The 18,018-nt window shown below is 36.1% G+C and carries 16 protein-coding genes and 1 pseudogene; 11 read left to right on the plus strand and 6 right to left on the minus strand.

Translation table 11 applies throughout. The features are described 5' to 3' along the window. Positions 1-615: 615 nt before the first annotated feature. From M3226_RS30140 to M3226_RS30150, 3 genes and pseudogenes are all read left to right on the plus strand, one after another. A pseudogene (locus tag M3226_RS30140) lies at positions 616-1,152 on the plus strand (IS110 family transposase); the annotation flags it as partial. A gap of 186 nt (positions 1,153-1,338) precedes the next feature. Next, on the plus strand, positions 1,339-2,100 hold the full coding sequence (locus M3226_RS30145) for an SDR family oxidoreductase (RefSeq protein WP_251573030.1): 762 nt from the start codon (positions 1,339-1,341) through the stop codon (positions 2,098-2,100). Positions 2,101-2,568: 468 nt separating this feature from the next. Further along, entirely contained in the window at positions 2,569-3,081 is a 513-nt protein-coding gene (locus M3226_RS30150) for a CBO0543 family protein (RefSeq protein ID WP_251573032.1), read from the plus strand. A 15-nt stretch (positions 3,082-3,096) separates the two neighbouring features. Here M3226_RS30150 and M3226_RS30155 read toward each other — a convergent pair whose 3' ends face one another. Beyond that, positions 3,097-4,305, minus strand: coding sequence for a multidrug efflux MFS transporter (locus tag M3226_RS30155; protein ID WP_251573034.1), 1,209 nt, complete (start codon positions 4,303-4,305; stop codon positions 3,097-3,099). A 143-nt stretch (positions 4,306-4,448) separates the two neighbouring features. On the opposite strand from M3226_RS30155, the gene M3226_RS30160 reads away from it, so the two are divergent. Both M3226_RS30160 and M3226_RS30165 read left to right on the plus strand, forming a co-directional pair. After that, entirely contained in the window at positions 4,449-5,330 is an 882-nt protein-coding gene (locus tag M3226_RS30160; protein ID WP_251573036.1) for a LysR family transcriptional regulator, read from the plus strand. A 385-nt stretch (positions 5,331-5,715) separates the two neighbouring features. Beyond that, positions 5,716-6,039, plus strand: coding sequence for a thioredoxin family protein (locus M3226_RS30165; protein WP_251573038.1), 324 nt, complete (start codon positions 5,716-5,718; stop codon positions 6,037-6,039). Between the two features lie 364 nt (positions 6,040-6,403). On the opposite strand, the gene M3226_RS30170 is transcribed toward M3226_RS30165, so the two are convergent. The 3 genes from M3226_RS30170 to M3226_RS30180 form a co-directional block, all read right to left on the minus strand. Continuing rightward, a complete protein-coding gene (locus tag M3226_RS30170) occupies positions 6,404-6,685 on the minus strand; it encodes a hypothetical protein (protein ID WP_251573040.1) in 282 nt (93 codons plus the stop codon). 212 nt (positions 6,686-6,897) lie between these two features. Continuing rightward, the gene (locus tag M3226_RS30175) at positions 6,898-7,251 is read right to left on the minus strand and encodes a DUF898 family protein (RefSeq protein ID WP_251573042.1); all 354 of its coding nucleotides are present in this window, start codon (positions 7,249-7,251) and stop codon (positions 6,898-6,900) included. A 28-nt stretch (positions 7,252-7,279) separates the two neighbouring features. Continuing rightward, a complete protein-coding gene (locus M3226_RS30180) occupies positions 7,280-8,038 on the minus strand; it encodes an NERD domain-containing protein (RefSeq protein ID WP_251573044.1) in 759 nt (252 codons plus the stop codon). A gap of 501 nt (positions 8,039-8,539) precedes the next feature. Between M3226_RS30180 and M3226_RS30185 the strand changes: the two genes are divergently transcribed. Next, entirely contained in the window at positions 8,540-8,710 is a 171-nt protein-coding gene (locus M3226_RS30185) for an NAD-dependent epimerase/dehydratase family protein (RefSeq protein ID WP_251573046.1), read from the plus strand. A 275-nt stretch (positions 8,711-8,985) separates the two neighbouring features. On the opposite strand, the gene fba is transcribed toward M3226_RS30185, so the two are convergent. After that, positions 8,986-9,861, minus strand: a complete 876-nt coding sequence (fba, locus tag M3226_RS30190; RefSeq protein ID WP_251573048.1) for a class II fructose-1,6-bisphosphate aldolase — start codon at positions 9,859-9,861, stop codon at positions 8,986-8,988. Further along, a complete protein-coding gene (tkt, locus tag M3226_RS30195; RefSeq protein ID WP_251573050.1) occupies positions 9,858-11,870 on the minus strand; it encodes a transketolase in 2,013 nt (670 codons plus the stop codon). The genes fba and tkt overlap by 4 nt, the downstream gene beginning before the upstream one ends. A gap of 176 nt (positions 11,871-12,046) precedes the next feature. Here tkt and M3226_RS30200 point away from each other — a divergent pair, with 176 nt between their 5' ends. The 5 genes from M3226_RS30200 to M3226_RS30220 all read left to right on the plus strand — a co-directional run bounded on the left by M3226_RS30200 (position 12,047) and on the right by M3226_RS30220 (position 17,210). After that, positions 12,047-12,844 (plus strand): DeoR/GlpR family DNA-binding transcription regulator, encoded by a 798-nt coding sequence (locus M3226_RS30200; RefSeq protein ID WP_251573052.1) that lies wholly within the window; start codon positions 12,047-12,049, stop codon positions 12,842-12,844. 18 nt (positions 12,845-12,862) lie between these two features. Then, the gene (locus tag M3226_RS30205) at positions 12,863-14,035 is read left to right on the plus strand and encodes a diphosphate--fructose-6-phosphate 1-phosphotransferase (protein ID WP_251573054.1); all 1,173 of its coding nucleotides are present in this window, start codon (positions 12,863-12,865) and stop codon (positions 14,033-14,035) included. A 15-nt stretch (positions 14,036-14,050) separates the two neighbouring features. Beyond that, positions 14,051-15,361 carry an ABC transporter substrate-binding protein gene (locus M3226_RS30210; protein WP_251573056.1) on the plus strand — a complete coding sequence of 437 codons (1,311 nt, stop codon included), beginning with the start codon at positions 14,051-14,053 and terminating at the stop codon, positions 15,359-15,361. Between the two features lie 63 nt (positions 15,362-15,424). Next, positions 15,425-16,387, plus strand: coding sequence for a carbohydrate ABC transporter permease (locus M3226_RS30215; protein WP_251573058.1), 963 nt, complete (start codon positions 15,425-15,427; stop codon positions 16,385-16,387). A 1-nt stretch (position 16,388) separates the two neighbouring features. Further along, a complete protein-coding gene (locus M3226_RS30220; protein ID WP_251573060.1) occupies positions 16,389-17,210 on the plus strand; it encodes a carbohydrate ABC transporter permease in 822 nt (273 codons plus the stop codon). Positions 17,211-18,018: the final 808 nt, after the last annotated feature.

Here is an 18,018-nt window from a genome sequence, read left to right on the forward strand (position 1 = left end):
TAGTGGATTTGGACGGGTTACCACCTGACTTATTCATTATAAAGGACTTTTTCTTTGCACAAAATAAAATTAGTGAAGATTTAGAGTGTTTTTAATATTGAAATTTAATTAACGCAACACTAGTGATGAAAAGATTAAAAATTATTTTCTGAAAAAGCTTCTATTTAAATCAAAAAATATTGCTAATGCTCCAAAAGAAATATATACCGTAACACAAGGTGAGTGACAATGTGGGAAATTCCACTGTTTCCACTGAAACAATTACCGTGAAGCATGACAATTCCAGTAAGTAAAATGGATAAAAGCAGTGATACGCATACTATCACTGCTTTTATTATTTATTAAAATTAGAAAATTGTATGCCCCCAACCAGCCTCAATCATGTATCTACAAGTAGGGGCAACCTTGACTTATTATTCCAATCAAACGAATATATGAAAAAAATGTAAAACAATTTTACACTAATGTTATAGTGAAAAAATGGTTTTGATTGGAGCATTCCTGTAATGAAGAAATTTGAGGTTTGAAAGAAGAAAAGTCCTCTTGGTAGAATACGAGGTGTCCGGTAGCTGCGCAGCGACAAGGACCCTTAATGATTACCAAGGAGGACTCAAAATGAATTATAACCAAAATCGAAAAATATCTCAAATTACTTCTTCAACTCTCATCATTGGTGTTGATATTGCTAAACACAAACATGTAGCCCGGGCTCAGGATTTCAGAGGAATCGAATTTGGGAAATCCCTCACCTTTGAAAACAAGGAACATGGCTTCCAATCTCTTGAACAGTGGTTCCAGTTTCTTTTAAACAAATACGACATGTCTGATGTAATCATTGGAATGGAGCCAACTGGCCATTATTGGCTAAATTTAGCCTATTATCTTAAGGGCAAAGGTATTAAGTTCGTAATCGTAAATCCGATGCATGTTAAGAAAAGCAAAGAATTAGACGATAACTCCCCAACGAAAAATGACGTAAAAGATGCAAAGGTTATTGCGCAATTAGTTAAAGACGGAAGATACGCCGAACCAAACCTGCCAGAGGGCATTTATGCCCAGCTTAGGGAGGGCATGAAATTACACGATCTTCTCTCATCTGACCTTCAATCAGCGCAAGGGCAAGTTCATAACTGGATTGACCGGCATTTTCCTATCCATTAGGTTATTATTCTAGTTTTAGCATATAAAAGATGAAGATTAATAGCTTTCAATAAAGGGGCGATTGTTCAATAGGTGCAGTCGCTTTCCTTGTTCTGATTGGTGGTTTAGTTGAATAATGACCCCAGCTTCTGAATAATACAATAAAAAGGAAATCCAATAAAACGGGAGTGTTGTACCTTGAATGTACTGGTTACTGGTTCGTCAGGACAACTAGGTTCCACTTTGATTAAGCAGCTAAACGGTTCTGATTATCAAGTTAAACTAACTTCAAGAAAAAAACCAGAAGGAATCGAACATTTTGAATGGGTTTATAGCGATTTATTGACTGGTGAAGGCATAGAAGAAGCAATTAAAGATATAGATGTAATCATTCACGCAGCAACAAGCCCGATTAAAAATTCAAAAATGGTGGAGGTTTCAGGTTTTAAGGAGTTTATAGGGAAACTGCATCACATAAAACATTTTATTTATCCGTCCATTGTTGGGATTGATGAAATACCATTTAAGTATTATCAGCAAAAATATGAAGCAGAAAATTTGTTGAAAAATAGTTCAATTCCTCATACCATTGTCCGTGCCACCCAGTTCCACCATTTTGTAGAAAATATATTTATATCTAAACCTCTATTTAAAAGATATATTATTCCGGGAAACGTTAAATTTCAAAGTGTGGATGTTAGTGAATTTGCCAATCATCTAATAGGTTTAGTGGATAAAAATCCACAAGGAAGAGCAGATGATTTTGCTGGGCCAGATATTATGACTTTAAGAGAAATGGCTGAACTGAAAATCAACATAAATAATGAACCAAATAAAGTTTTAAGCATTTCTTTACCAGGAAAACTGCACAAATCTTTCTCTGAGGGTAAAAATACAAATCCTATACGAAAAATGGGGAACATTACATTCGAGGAATATCTACTTAATAAGATGGTTTAAAGATTTTGAAGGGAGGTTCGAGGCAACCTTTTATTATACCTTTAAATTGTGTGAATCACTTCACTTAAACAAACGGGGGCAAGAGATAAAAAATGGTAGGCTGCGAGATCCGCTAACGGGAGTACAGTTCAAGAAGGAACTTCTGTAAGATACGCCATACACTATGACCGCTGAGGAAATGGGTTATCAAAAGTATTTAGACAAATGGAAAAAGCAAGAATTTTTTTAATCTTAATCAACCTAACTGTGTGCAATAGTTATAATTAGCTGCCAGTGTGGTGGCTTTTTCTTCTTGTACTAACTGGCAATTTAGTTGAACAATCGTAATTAGTTTTTTTAGACAATCCGGACAGTTTGTTGAAGAGTTAAAGTACCTGTTGGCAGATAATTATAGGAAGTAACGCATTTCTTAAATAAAATTAGTCCATAATATAATGGCTGAAAATTTATTGTAATAGGATGTTGTAAATGTACATTTTTGTACGCATGTTGTTATGGGTTCTTGCTGCATGGCGTTGGGGAGATTGGCGGAACTGGAAGGAATATCAGTCCACCTTTCTCTTTGTCATTCTGCTGGACCTTTTATATAACTTTCTTACATATAATTATCCGTTGTGGGTATATGACCCAACCGATATTATTCCAAATCATACTTTGAACAATCTGCTTGTATCATTTATTTCTTATCCAGCCGTTGTGTTTATATATTTAGGACGGTATCCAACTGGATGGGTAAAACAGGTTGCCTGGATCATCTTCTGGGTGACTCTTTTTTCTATCGTCGAGTTAGTAAATTACAAAATGGATTTAATGAGTTACCATAATGGTTGGAATTTCGGGTGGTCTGTGCTTTTTTATCTTGTTCAATTGCCTTTTATACAGCTCCATTACAAAAAGCCATTATTAGCCTATGGGCTGTCTGTACTGATCATTGTAGGACTATTATTACTCTTTAAAGTCCCTGTTAGCAAAATGAAATAAATCTCAGTGTGCTTCTTAATGAATATGTGACATGGTCCTTCTATTCATACCAATATGATTAATACTATACACCCATAATGCATTTAGCAGTAATAAAGCACTCGTAGTAAAGAACACATAATGAATGCCAAAGAATGCGGCCATTTGCCCGCCTAATACAGATCCTCCGAGAGTGCCAATATACTGTGCAGATTGATTATACCCGAAAATACGGCCAACAATTTCATCTGGTGCACTTTTTCGGACAAGGTTGTTAATGGATGGCAATAATCCAGCTGTCGCAAGTCCAAGACAGAAGCGCAGTCCCATGAGTTCCCATGGTGTTTTTACAAATGCTTGGGGAATAAAGATAATTCCTGCAGCAATAAGTGCCCCGATCAATATTTTTCTTGAACCAATCCGGTCAGCAAGCTTACCTAATCGTGGAGCAGCGATTACATTGGCTAAACCGGCAGCAGCCACCACCATTCCCGCTATCATAGATAAATGGGTTGCATGTGGTGATAATTCTTTTACATAAACAGTAATTAATGGCTGAATGGACATATTGGCAATTTGCAAAATAAATGTGCTAGCAAACAATGAAATGAGCAATCTCGTATCAGGAACTAGCTTCCAAACTTGGTTAAAGGCTAACGGTGTTTTATGAACAGGTGTAAATTCTTCTTTTACCAAAAATAGAACGGCAAAGAAGCCGATTAACAATAACACGCTTGTTACCACAAAACAGCTTCGAATTCCAAAGAATTCTGTAATAATTCCCCCCATTAAAGGACCTAGAAGTCCGCCGCTGACGGAGCCTGTTGAAAGTGTACCGAGTGCCCAGCCTGAATTTTTCTTCGGTGTTTGTGTTGCAACTAATGTAACCGATGCAGAAATGTAACCGGAAACGGCCCCCATTAGCATCCGTAATGCGAGCAATTCATAAACGTTTTGTACAAATGCCATCATAAAAACGACAATGGCCATTCCAAGGCTTGCACGGAGTAACATTAGTTTTCTGCCCTTTTTATCTGCAAGTTTTCCCCATATAGGCGAAACAATGGCTGAGATTAAAAAGGTTGAACCAAAAATCAATCCAGACCATTTTTCAATATCGGAAGTTGCGTGTACTCCTAGCTGATCGATATATAAAGGTAGCATAGGGGATATTTGACTCATCCCAGCGGCGGTCACAAATGAACCGAACCAACAAACAATTAAATTTCTTTTCCAATTCTCCATATAAACACCTTTCTTATTATTTAGAATTTATTTCGACTTCCAAAGTAATTTATATTCCTAATCATACTCCTAATAATTGATAACGACTAATATATATATTACTATTTGCTTATAGGTTGAGGACTATCAATAGAGGTGGACAAATGGATTTCTTACAGTTAAGATATTTTCAAACCGTTGCCGATTTTGAACATATGACAAGGGCTGCCAAAGAGCTTAGGATTGCACAACCATCACTAAGCCAAACCATTTCTCGTTTAGAGGAAGAGCTGGGTTTTTCCCTTTTTGATCGAGAGGGAAGGAATATTAAACTAAATCAATTTGGGGAAATTTTTTTAAAAGGAGTAGATCGGGCTTTTTCTGAATTAGAATCTGCCCAGCTTGAGATGGCGGAACTCGCAGGAGAGAGCAGGAATCAAATTTCACTTTCGGTCATGCATATCCCATTATTGCCGAATATCATTAGTCAATTTCGTAAGACCTATCCATTCGTCAATTTTCAAGTAAGTTTGCATTCTCCTTTGCGGCTTGTGGAACAATTGGAAAAAGGGGAAATCGATTTATGTGTTACTTACTTTCCTATTGAGAAAGAAGGGATCAGCTGGATTGATCTAATGGAAGATGAAGTATTCCTCGTAGTCCCAGATACCCATCGCTTGGCTAGGAGAGATAGCATTCAGTTAAAGGAAGTGGCAGATGAACAATTTATTCACAGAGAGCCGACCAATCCCTTCAGAATGCTAACAGATGGTTTTTGTGAAAAAGCAGGGTTCACACCGAAAATCGCCTTTGAACTCGAAGAACCGGGATCCATTCATCACTATGTAGAGGAGGGATTGGGTATATCCTTTTTAACCGAGCATACCCTTCGCTATTCACACTATGAAAAAATTGTTCCGTTGCACATTGAACAGCCTGTCTGTACAAGAACTATAGGAATGGCATGGAAAACGGAGCGGTATACTTCAAAGGTCGTTCGGGAATTCCGGGAATTTATGATTGGGTATTTTAAGGAATTAAGCTAAATGTAGCATGGGTATTTTAGGAAATATGTAGGGGTTTGCTATACATAACAACCCCAAATCAGTTCTTGAGGGATGAGGAGGGACGATTGCCTGTCGACGACCTCCTTTTCTATTTTGGTTCTAAGTCATGTTATAGTATTAAAGTAAATTAAATCAAAAAAAAATTATCAGCTGTAAAAGGAGCAAGAGCATGGATGGAGTAAAACAATCATAGAAATCCATTTATTTCAGGTGTGAAGACGCATGGGGATTTATTGAAGAGAACTCAAACACGAAAAGCACTTGTAACTCGTTATTTTAATCCAATCAAATTTATTGAAAAAAATGTAAAACGATTTTACAATAATGTTATAGTAAAAATATGAATTTGATAGGAGGGATTATAATGGAGGCGATTACTAACGTTGAAACATTTGATCAAGTGATTTCGAAGACTCAACCAGTTATCGTTAAGTTTTTTGCTGGTTGGTGCCCGGATTGCACGCGCATGAACATGTTCATTGATGAGGTCATTAAGGATTATCCTCAATATGAATGGTACGAAGTCAATCGTGACGATTTTCCGGAGTTAGCTGAAAAATATTCTGTCATGGGCATTCCGAGTTTGCTTATCTTCCAAAACGGAGAAAAACTTGCTCATTTACATAGTGCGAATGCCAAATCTCCAGAACAAGTTAGAGAGTTTTTGGACGAACTGAATCAAAAATAACATCGATACGACCAGAAATCTCTGGTCGTTTTTTTATTTTAAAAAAAGGCTCTGTTATAACTGAATGTAGATTCACTGTGATTAAAAAATAATCGGTAAAATTCCTCTTAAATTGGGAATACACATATGTTCCTTGAAAATAAAGGAAGTTTTTCCGTTTATATGATCCAAATCTTTGGATTTTGCTTTATTTAGAGCGGTTAATCGGAATTTCTGAGCTTATATCTGCTTCGTAAGCTCTCACTATACATTAGCCGGAAATTCTCCGCCTATGGATTCTCATACCTACACGAAAATCAACAATGAATGAAAACAGAGCCTAAGAAAAAAACGATATTGTATCGGTTTTGATGTTATCATAGTGTTAATTATTCTTTGCATCATTGTAAAGAGCAACAATAATATCAATGTTATTATCAATAAAGTTCAGTCGTTCTCTTGAAACACGTGACCATTCACCACTTAAATGTCTTGCTGATAAGACATGTCTGATGCTGAACGTATAGGTTTGATATAATTCCGAAATCAGATAGCTAATACCTCCTTGGCGTTCTTTACTCACTATGCTTTCTACATCTTTCTTTAGCCAGTCTGGCGCTACCTCGACAGATTTTTTTAATAGCAATTCATACTCTTCATTTAACATTACTTTTCCTCCTCTTAAAATTATTACTTTTTTCGTATGTTTATTGTTTATCCTTTTTGAAGTTTAATCCATTCATTTCAAAATAACAATAAAATGCCACTTTACGATTCCAATTAAACGTTTTGAGAGGAAAGCAAAGAATTTACGAATCCAATAGTTAATTTGCTTGATTCCATTTAAATAAGCCTCTCGTTGATCGGAGGCTTTAATTACTAATCAGCAAATACTGTATGTTTTGCTTTCCATTTTTCCATAGCAATAAACAACCAGAAACTATAGATTCCTAGTGTGATAATGCACAATAACCACCATTTTATCCAGTTTCCAAACAATCCGATGGCTGACCCGGTAAAGATTAATCTTCGTCCATTTATCACCGTATGTCTTGTTTTCCAGCCTAAAATCATAGTAATGGCCCAAGGATAACAAATTCCAAATGTGCAAATGGTTACTATACCACCTAAAATAGACCAACCTATATATTGTAATAAACCACCATCAAAATAAGACTTTCCTTCCGTTTGTACAGCATAACTCTGATTAACATTAATGGTTAAATCACTCATTATTTCACCCTCCTAAGATAAATTTCTATTATGCAGTGAATTTGCATTTAGGAAAACTACTGCAGCCTTTAAAGCTTCCGTATTTTCCTTTCCTTACTACTAGTTTATTTCCACATTTTGGACAAATATTTTCGTTAATACTTTTCTTCTGTTGTGTTAGATTAGAGCGGATTTCTGTTTTATGTTTTTTTGCTAAATTCCTTTTTTCTTCATGAGTACGGGTCGATAATTTATGTATTCTTTGTTTCAACTTGTTTAATTCATTATGATTTAACGAGATAGGTTCACCATGCCCTTTAATGACATCTAAAAGACTGTTTCTTTTTATAACAAATGCATTTTTGAAATCTGTGTTAAACTTTAATTCTGCTTGATCACCAAATACGATGATAGAGTAAAAGGGAACCTTATCTACTAATTCCCCCAGATATTCTTTTAAGGCCATTATATGCCCATAGTTCTGCAAAATTGGATTTCGAAATTTATCCTTTCTACTGTAATTAGTTTGATTCCATTGCTGGCTCTGTTCTGACCCCGTAATCCATCCCTTATAGTTTTTAGTCTCAATAACAAAGAGGCCTTTTGGTGACAGAACCACATGATCGACTTGACTGGTTTTTGAACCATTCTTAATAGGTATATATAAATCATGGAAACTCGTGTAAAGGGATGGATCTAATTGTTCTAAAGTTTTCTTAACCTTATTTTCACCTATCTTGCCTTTAAGGGTGGGGCTCCTACTTAAAATGATTAAACCAAGTACAATTAAAAAAGGAATGAAAAACACGACAAATACCTTCAAAAAACTACATTTTCTAACATTAAATCAGACTAGTAAAATTTGGTACATTTTTATTTCTTTTATACTAGCAAATACTACCTACTGAAAGTATTGCACTATACAATATTTGAGAACCTAGTAATATAAAGGGAGAGTTTTTTTAAAATTTGTCCGGAAAAGAAATTAAAGAAAGAGCTAGATAATTTAAGTGAAGGTATTCAGATAATAAACAGTTTTTAAATTTGAGCAGAGGATTTAAATTGTTTTTTTAACATCCTCCATTTGTTGCTCAAACATTCCGGCAGCAAATAGCGTATATTGGCTCTTTTTGCATTCGTAAAAGCTACTGTGATTTATAGCGTTTTTTAATTGCCAAATACAATTTTTTCGACAATAAAATGCTTTAGTTTACATATTAATTTTAAACTTGCTTTAAAACAGTTGAATGGCTTAAAACTTTAGATTAAATCATGACAGATCTAATAAAACATGAAACGGGGTGGACGAATGAAAATTCTCATTGCTGGCGGTTCGGGATTTATTGGGCGGATCGTAACCGAACTACTTCGTGAAGAAGGTCATCATATAGTGATCCTGACGCGAAAAAAGAAAGAACCTAAAAGAGATATTACGTATATACGTGGTTGGAAAAGAACACTTCTCCTGAAAAGATCCTAAGGGCTATCGAGGAAACATTACAAGAAGGGTTAGTGCTTACTTCGGATCTTGGGGGGAGTGCTGTAACCTCTGAAGTAGGATCGCGTGTCGCAGAAAAATTAAAGGAAATGATAGTAGGAAGCAGTGTTTCTCTTTGAATCAAAACTAATGAAGAAAAAGAAACAGTCCCCCAATACGAAAGGTTGGGGGACTGCTTTTTTAGCTGTAAATAATCTAAACAGTAGATATAAACAATATGCTAGAAATATAAAAATCTTAGATTCTTAGGAAGTCAATTACTTATTTAAAATAATTGCATCCGTTTTATTAGCTGAGCTGAATAACCGTATTTTTGAACGGACCATTTCTTTAACCGCATCTCTTCCAACTCTTAAAAACAATCTTGAGTCCTGAATATCATCATTGTTATTGATGATTTGCCTTACTGCATTTGAAAAAGCGACTTGATTTTCTGTATTGACATTAATTTTTGAAATACCACAATTGATTGCTTTTTGAATATCCTGTTCAGGAACGCCTGAGCCACCGTGTAGAACTAATGGTACCGGAATCGAATTAGAAATCTTTGAAATCACATCAAATTTTATTTTGGGTTCAATTTTATACATGCCGTGAGCTGTACCGACTGCAACCGCCAGAGCATCCACATTTGTGTGATTCCAGAATTCGATTGCCTCCTCGGCACTAGGTAAAATCACATCATTCTCATTTACAAAGATATTGTCTTCTGCTCCACCGATTGTCCCCAATTCAGCCTCTACAGAAACCCCAACTGAATGAGCTGCCTCAACAACCTTATTTGTTAACGCAATATTTTTTTCAAAAGAATATTTCGATCCGTCAATCATGACAGAGGAAAAACCTGCTTTAATACACTGCATGACCACTTCAAAACTGCTGCCATGGTCTAAATGGAGTGTAATCGGAATGGAACTATTTTTTGCTGCTGCATTAGCGATGGCGATCACATATTCCATGCCCATATATTTTATGGTCGGTTCTCCTACACCTAATATGACTGGTGAGTTTTCCTCATTAGAAACCTCCACAATGGCCTGGGTAAATTCCATATTGATTATATTAAACTGAGGAACTGCATATTTTTCCTTTTTTGCTTTACCTAACATTTCAGACATTGATACTAATGTCATATCGATAACTCCTTTAGATTTCGTTTTAGGTACTCTTGAATTTTGTTAGAAATGGCTTCTTCCGTAAATCCAAATTCTTTTACTAAGTCGTTTCCAGGAGCAGAAGCTGCAAAGGAATCAATCCCAATATTTATTCCTCTTTCTCCCTTAACAGAGTCCCAACCGTAAGGGGCAGCTAATTCTAAAATGACTCTATTATGGACAGCTGGAGGAATAATTTGGTCTTTATACGCTTGATCTTGCTCATTAAATAATTCTAAGCAGGGCATACTGACAATTCGAACAGAGACCCCATCGGCTTCTAATCGATGTCGGACATTATCGGCTAGGGTTACCTCAGAACCAGTTGCAATGAGGACCACATCGATTTCTTCCCTGGATTCTGGTTGGAATACATAGCCGCCTTTTTTTACTTTGTTATCCAGGCCTGGTGGGGGGGTTATAACTGGTAAATCCTGTCTTGACAGGATGATGGCTGATGGACGATTGGTTTGGCTAAAAGCTGATTTATATACTTCAACAGATTCATTTGCATCAGCCGGTCTGAACACCAGTAAATTCGGTATTAGCCGTAACGAAGGTATGTGTTCAATTGGCTGATGTGTTGGTCCATCTTCCCCATAATGGATGCTATCATGTGTAAATATATAGGTTACAGGTTGATTCATGAGAGCGGAGAGCCTTATGGCTGGTCTCATATAATCTGAGAAAACTAAGAAGGTTGCACCATAGGGTCTTAAACCTCCATATAATGCTAATCCATTAAGGATGGAGCCCATTGAAAACTCTCGGACCCCAAAGTGGATATTTTGGCCACTATAATTATTGGGATGAAAATCACCTTTGTTGGCTAAGTATGTTCTATTGGATGATGATAAATCAGCTGAACCACCGATTAGGCTCATGTTAGAAGCAAAAGCATTAAGTATTTTTTCTGAGGCTTCTCTAGTTGAGGTGTAAGTATTTTCTTCGAATATAGGTAGAATCGAGTTGTCAATATCGATCGGTTGTGTGTGGATTTTTTCTAATAGTCTTGACTCGTTTGGATACCTCACTTGGTATTCCTTAAGCACTTCTTGCCATTTTTGTTCTTTCTGCTCGTTAAGGGCAATATAGTCTTCAAAGTTTTTTTCTACCCTGCTATCAACGAAAAAGGGTTCATGATTCCAATTATAATTCTTTTTGACTAGTTCCATTTCAGCTTTTCCAAGAGGCGATCCATGGCTGGCTGATTTACCGCCTTTATTTGGGCTTCCATAACCAATTGTAGTTTTTACAATAATGAGTGAAGGCTTAGATTCGTTTTTCTTCGCCTCTTTTAATTTCTGTTCAATCGCATCTAAATTGTTACCATCTTCGACCGTAAACACTTCCCAGCCCATGGCCTCGTATTTTTTCTCTACATTTTCTGTATAGGATAGTTCTGTTCCGCCGTCTAAAGAGATATTGTTAGAATCATAAAGTACGATTAATTTCCCTAATTTTAAGTGTCCCGCTAGAGAGGAGGCTTCTTGTGCTACACCTTCCATAAGGTCGCCATCCCCACAGATTGCATACGTATAGTGATTGATTAACTCGAGTTCTTCCTTATTAAACTTAGCAGCCATATACCTTTCTCCCATTGCCATTCCAACAGCCATGGAGAGACCTTGACCTAAGGGCCCTGTGGTTGCTTCGACACCGGTTGTATGTCCATATTCTGGATGGCCCGGTGTTTTACTATATAATCTTCTAAATTTCTTTAAATCTTCTATGGATAAATCCATCTTACTTAAATGGAGCAAACTATACAAAAGCATCGAACCATGACCAGCTGATAAGACAAACCGATCTCTGTTGATCCAGTTTGGATGCTTAGGATTGTAGTTCATTACCTTTGTCCATAAAACGTATGCCATCGGAGCAGCCCCCATCGGCATGCCCGGGTGGCCGGAATTGGCATTCTCTACAGCATCAATTGCTAACAATCTTATGTTTGTAATGGATAAATCATCAATAGAGCAGTTCATGAAAACCCTCCCAATATTTTGAATTTTACAATTTTTATATTAAATTAGAAAAGTAAAAAATACAACAAAAAAGAAAAAAATAGTAAATAAAAGAAAAAAATAGAAAATTTATTCTTTACAAAATTTACTTTGCAAATTAGAATGAAAATTAAGAAAAAATGAAAGCGTGAATTATTATGATTACTTCAAAACGAATTGAAACATTAATGAATTATATTGAAGAGAAAAAGACGGTCAGTATACAAGATATTGCTGCCAAATTCAATATTTCCGCAGTTACCGCCAGAAAGGATGTGGAGTTATTAGAGGAGACTACTTCTACTATAAAGAAAGTGAGAGGGGGAGCAATTTGGACAGAAAATGAAAAAGTTTCGAAACAAAATGGAAACATTTCGAAAGATTATTTAAACAATCGTTTTCTAAGACAAAGTGTGACAAACCAAGAAGGAAAAAAATCAATCGCTATGAAGGCGGCTTCATTACTGCGAAATGGAGACAGTATTCTACTCGATGCGGGATCAACCTTGTATGAATTTGCAAAGAGTATAAGTACGAATTTAACGCTCACCGCCTTTATAACAGCTATGAATATTGCAGAAGTGCTAGAAGATAGGGAAAATGTAACCAAAATTGTCCTAGGAGGAGTTTTTAGATCGAAAACAACCACCATGGTCAGTTCGATGATGGAGCAATTGATTTCCTCTATACATGTGAATAAGCTATTTATTGCTGCAACCGGACTTTCTTATACACATGGTTTTACCTGCAACGATATTTTAGAAGCGGATGTAAAAAAACAACTGTTAAAGTCTGCAGATGAGATTTATTGGTTGGTCGATTCATCAAAGATCGGTAGCATTAGTTCCTTCCAAATATCTCCATTTGATTTATCACACACGATCATTACAGATAACAAAATAAAACCCGATGATCAAAAAGAACTTGAAAAACGGATGAATGTAATAATCGCATAAAAAAATGGTAGGTGTACTATGAATATTCTTGTTGCACAATCTGGCGGTCCGACTCCTGTGATCAATTCTTCATTATATGGTTTACTGGCACAAGCATTAAAGGAAGATCAGATAGAGAATGTCTATGCTTCTGCCAATGGACTTGAGGGACTCTTAAAAAATAAAATAATTTATTTAAACGATAAAATCGACCTAATTAATAGAGCAAGAGAACAACCAGGTGCCATTTTAGGTGGTTCAAGGTATGAAATTACATCCATCGATTTTGAAAGAATAGTAGATCGGCTTATCGAACTTTCTATTCATATATTTTGCTATATAGGCGGGAACGGTTCCTCTCAAACCATTGGTAAAATCCATGAACTCTGCCAAGCTCGCAATGTGGATATAAGGTGTATCTTTATCCCAAAAACAGTAGATAACGATATTTGTGGAACAGACCACACCCCAGGTTATTTAAGTGCTGCGAAATTTCTAATCCAGTCATTACATAACCTGGAGGCAGATATCCGGTCGAATAACTCCCCTGCTCAAATAGAAATTATTGAAGTGATGGGGGGGAATGCAGGCTGGCTGATTGGAGCGAGTGCACTTAGGAAAGAACATAAAAATGACTTTCCGCAATTAGTCTATTTACCAGAGAACGAAATAACCATCGACAAAATCATCGCTGATCTTAACAGAGTTTTGGAAGCGGATTCAAATGTGGTGATTATGGTGCCTGATCATATGAAATTGAGCACATTTTCTTCAGATATTACGCTCAATAATCCGCGCCAAAAATATAATGGCGGAATCAGTTACCGCCTAGCCCAAGAAATACAAAAGCATTTAGAAATCAAAACTAGTATTACAATCCCAAACAAATTATATAGAAGTTCTATGAATCAAGTTTCTCAGCAGGATTTACTAGAAGCAGAAATGGTAGGAAGGGAGGCAGTTAAGGCAGCTTTAAATGGGGTAAGCGGTAAAATGATTGGGATTGAAAGAACTTCTAATAGGCCTTATCATTACAGATTTATTCACGTTGAATTATCTGAAATTTCAGGAAAAGAAAGAAAGCTACCACCTGATTTTTGGGATGATGACCATTTCATGCCAACTGAGAAATTTAAAAACTACTTACTACCTTTGCTAGAAAAAGAGATAAACAGTGAATCAAAGGTCTTAACAACAGATAGTTTATATTAGAACTGGGGGATTTGGATGAAAACTTTCAAATTATTAGCTGTAATAATTGCATTATTTCTTTTACTAACAGCTTGTGCACCGCCTTCAACTACCAATACATCACAGGAAAATACAAACAACACTGAGACGAAAAAAGATGGTAAAACACAAATTCATTGGCTGCAGCACTGGGTAAATGAACAAGGTCCAGATAAAATTAATGAAGTGAAAAAAGCGTTTGAGGCTAAAAATCCTGATATTGAATTGGTCATCGATGACCTGCCGTTTGCCCAGGAACATGATAAGATTTTATCCCTGGATTTAGCAGGTAATCCACCTGATATTATCACGGCTTCAGGTGCATGGTTAACTGAATTTGCAGATGCAAAAATCATTGAACCAATCGACGACCGAATTGCGACATTGCCAGAAGACCAGAAGAAAGCTATTGAAGGACCGATGATGCTTCCTTATAAAGGAAAAGTTTATGGCATGCCGGTAACAAACGGGAATATTGCCTTGTTCTATAATAAAAAGCTTCTAGATGAAGCCGGTGTCAAAGTTCCTACTACGTGGGATGAATTTATGGCAGCAAGTATTAAACTAACTGATCCAAGCAAAAACAGATATGCCTTAACCGGTAATTTAGCAGCAGAACCTCCAACTGTCATTAGCTATGAGGTAATGCCGTTTATCCTGCAGGCTGGTGGGAAAATTTTAGATGGTAATAAAGCCGTTTTCAATTCACCTGAAGGTGTAAAAGCTCTAAATTTCTTAAAAGATCTTATTAAAAAGAATAAGGTTACAACGCCTGGTGAACTAAATGCTGGGGAAAAGGAAAAAAGAGCTAACTTCTCCGCTGGTAATGTTGCCTTCATGTTTGAAGGCCCATGGGGTGTGAACATCCAGAAAACCTTAAATCCTAAATTGGACTTTGGAGTTGCTCCACTTCCAAAAGGTGAACAAACAGGAACCATCGCTCAAGGATCCGTTTTGGCTCTAAGCTCAAAGGGAAAGAACAAAGACGCCGCCTGGAAATTTATTGAGTTTATGGGAAGCGCTGAAGGACAACTTCTATGGGATAAAGCCACCAATTTCTTCCCTTATAACAAAGATACAATGAATGATAAGTTCTTCCAAGAAGATCCTTATTTGAAAGTTTTCGTTGATGAATTTGGTACGTTTGACCGTGTGGAAGTAATTGACCATTACTTACCAAATGCTACTGATTTGAGAAAAGAATTTACGATTGAAATTCAGAATTTCATTTCAGGTAAGAAAACAGCACAGCAAGCGCTAGATGATTCAGCTGCATACTGGAATGCTGCGTTCGAAAAAAATAAATAAGGTTGATTAATTGTCAAAGGCTCTGGGTCCTGAGCCTTTGACTCTACCTATGGAGGAGAGCCAATGAAAAATAACCCTGTGAGGAATGATTTACTGGATAGGCCAGTGACTCTTCGAAATAAAACAACGGAAAAAAAACACACCAAAAAAGATTTAATCGAGTTTTTTAGAAAAGTGTCTTTTATCATGCCTGCACTTACTTTGCTTCTCTTGTTAACAGCCTATCCTTTATATCAGGTCGTATTGATGAGCTTTTATGATTACTCAGATAAAGCCAATCCCGTTTTAGCAGGTATCAAAAACTATAGTGAATTCATTGTAGATCCTATGTTTTGGAGCGCGTTAACGAATACGGTTATTTTTACAGCTACGAGTGTTTTCTTTGGACTGGTTATTGGATTAACGTTTGCCTTGCTGTTGAATCAACCAATTAATACGAAATTCAGGGCCGTTTTTCGTTCGGTTTTAATGTTTCCCTGGTTAACCTCTTCGACGGTTGTTGCAGCCATCTTCATGTTGATCTTTAATCCCTTTGGTTTAGCCAATAAAATCTTAGCAAGTTTTGGATTTACGGCTCTTTCACAAACGGCATGGTTAGGAAATGAACATACAGCATTGATGGGCGTGATCATCGCCAATATTTGGAGAGGCTTCCCGTTTATGATGTTAATGCTATTAGCCGGATTGCAAACCATATCAAATGATTTATATGAAGCTGCGGATATTGATGGAGCAGGTTTCCTTAAGAAATTATTTTATATTACATTACCACAATTAAAGAAAATAATTGCGACCTTAGCAACATTGGAGTTTATTTGGAATTTTAGATCATTTGACCTAGTATTCCTGATGACAGGCGGCGGTCCAATGAATAGTACCGAAATCATGTCTACATATATTTATCAGCATGCCTTTAGAACGTTAAATTTTGGCTATGCTTCTGCAACAGCCTTATTTATGCTGCTGGTAATGGTCGTTTTATCATTTTTCTATATCAAATCTTCCATTAAAAAGGAGGGGGAATAAATTGGTTAGGAAAAACAAATCTGGCGTTTATTTAGCATTACTTGTCCTGGGAAGCATCGCGATGATTCCAATCTTTTGGATGATCAGCATTTCATTCCGCCCTAACCCTGAGGTGTTCGCGTCTCCATTAAAATTATTGCCCTCTACTTTCACACTGGAGGCTTTTGGAAAAGTTTTTGAAAACAAAAATTTACTTCATCTATTTTTAAATAGCTATATTATTGCTTTATCTGTCACCTTTATTTGTATCATTGCAGCGGCAATGGCCGGTTATGGTTTTTCTCGTTTCAATTTTAGAGGGAAGAGGACAGCTTTAATCTACATTTTATTAACCCAGATGTTCCCGATGGTCCTTCTAGTAATCCCTTACTTTTTATTTATTACAAGGGTAGGGCTTTACAACACTTATTTTGCACTAATTTTAGCCTACACCTCGTTTGCTTTGCCATTTTCAATCATGATGATGAGAGATTTTATTAGTACCATTCCTGTTGAATTGGATGAGGCAGCGAAAATTGATGGCTGCGGTCCGCTAAAATCTTTCTTCTATATTATCTTGCCGCCATGTCTTCCAGGTTTAATAGCCACTGGCGTTTATACGTTTATACTTGCTTGGAATGAGTTTTTATTTGCGGTCGTATTAACGAATGATATCAATGTTCGACCACTTACCATTGGTATCGGAATGCTAATTGGTGAGTTTACAACGGAATGGAACGCCTTAATGGCCTTATCATTCATGGCAAGTGCTCCGTTAATTATTGTATTTTTGTTTGTTCAAAAATATTTTCTGCAAGGGCTCACAGCTGGTAGTGTTAAATAATGTCTGAGTAGGAAGTTTATATGTCCCCGTCTCAGGTGGTCGTATTACCAGATTAATATTAAAAATAGAATGTTATAGAACCTAAAGAACTGACTCAAGTAAAGGGCATTCCCATTATTCGAGCCAGTTCTTTTTTATGCTGTAAATTTACATTTTGGGAAAGCTGCTACAGCCCTTAAAGGCACCTTACTTAACGTTAAGAAAAAAGGAATAAAAAACGATAAATACCTCTAATAAACTATATTTTTCTTTACTATTTCAACTTGGTGAATTTCGGTATATTATAATACTTTTTTATATCTATCGGTAGTCAATTTGCATACTGTAGAGAAATGAATAGCTTGTAAGCTTTAATAGAATTAGTTTCTGACGATTTTGTGAAATGAAACAAAATGGTAAAAGGGGTATCTATAAAATGATATAATCTGAATATATAATTCTCCGGATTTCTACTTTGCTAATTCCTACCTAGCACTAATGCTTTAACGATTTCGCTAATATTCTCAATTTTTTTAAAAGCTTATATATGAATAACGATGTTTTTTAAACTTTTCATTTTAACACTTTTTGGGAGGTGATGACTTAGATTTAACAGGATTTAAATTATATAGAAATTAGGAGGAATTTAAATTGGGTCTAGATATGTATTTATATTCAATTCCAAAGATCGAAGGGATGTCCTGTAAACAGTCACTTTATTTCCTCTAAAATGCGAAGAATTTTTTCAAATTTCTCCAGATTAAATACTATACTTTCCTGGATTAATATGCTAAATTTTCTGCATATTATGAGAGGGAAGTTTTTTTAT

The organism is Neobacillus cucumis (genome assembly GCF_023715505.1).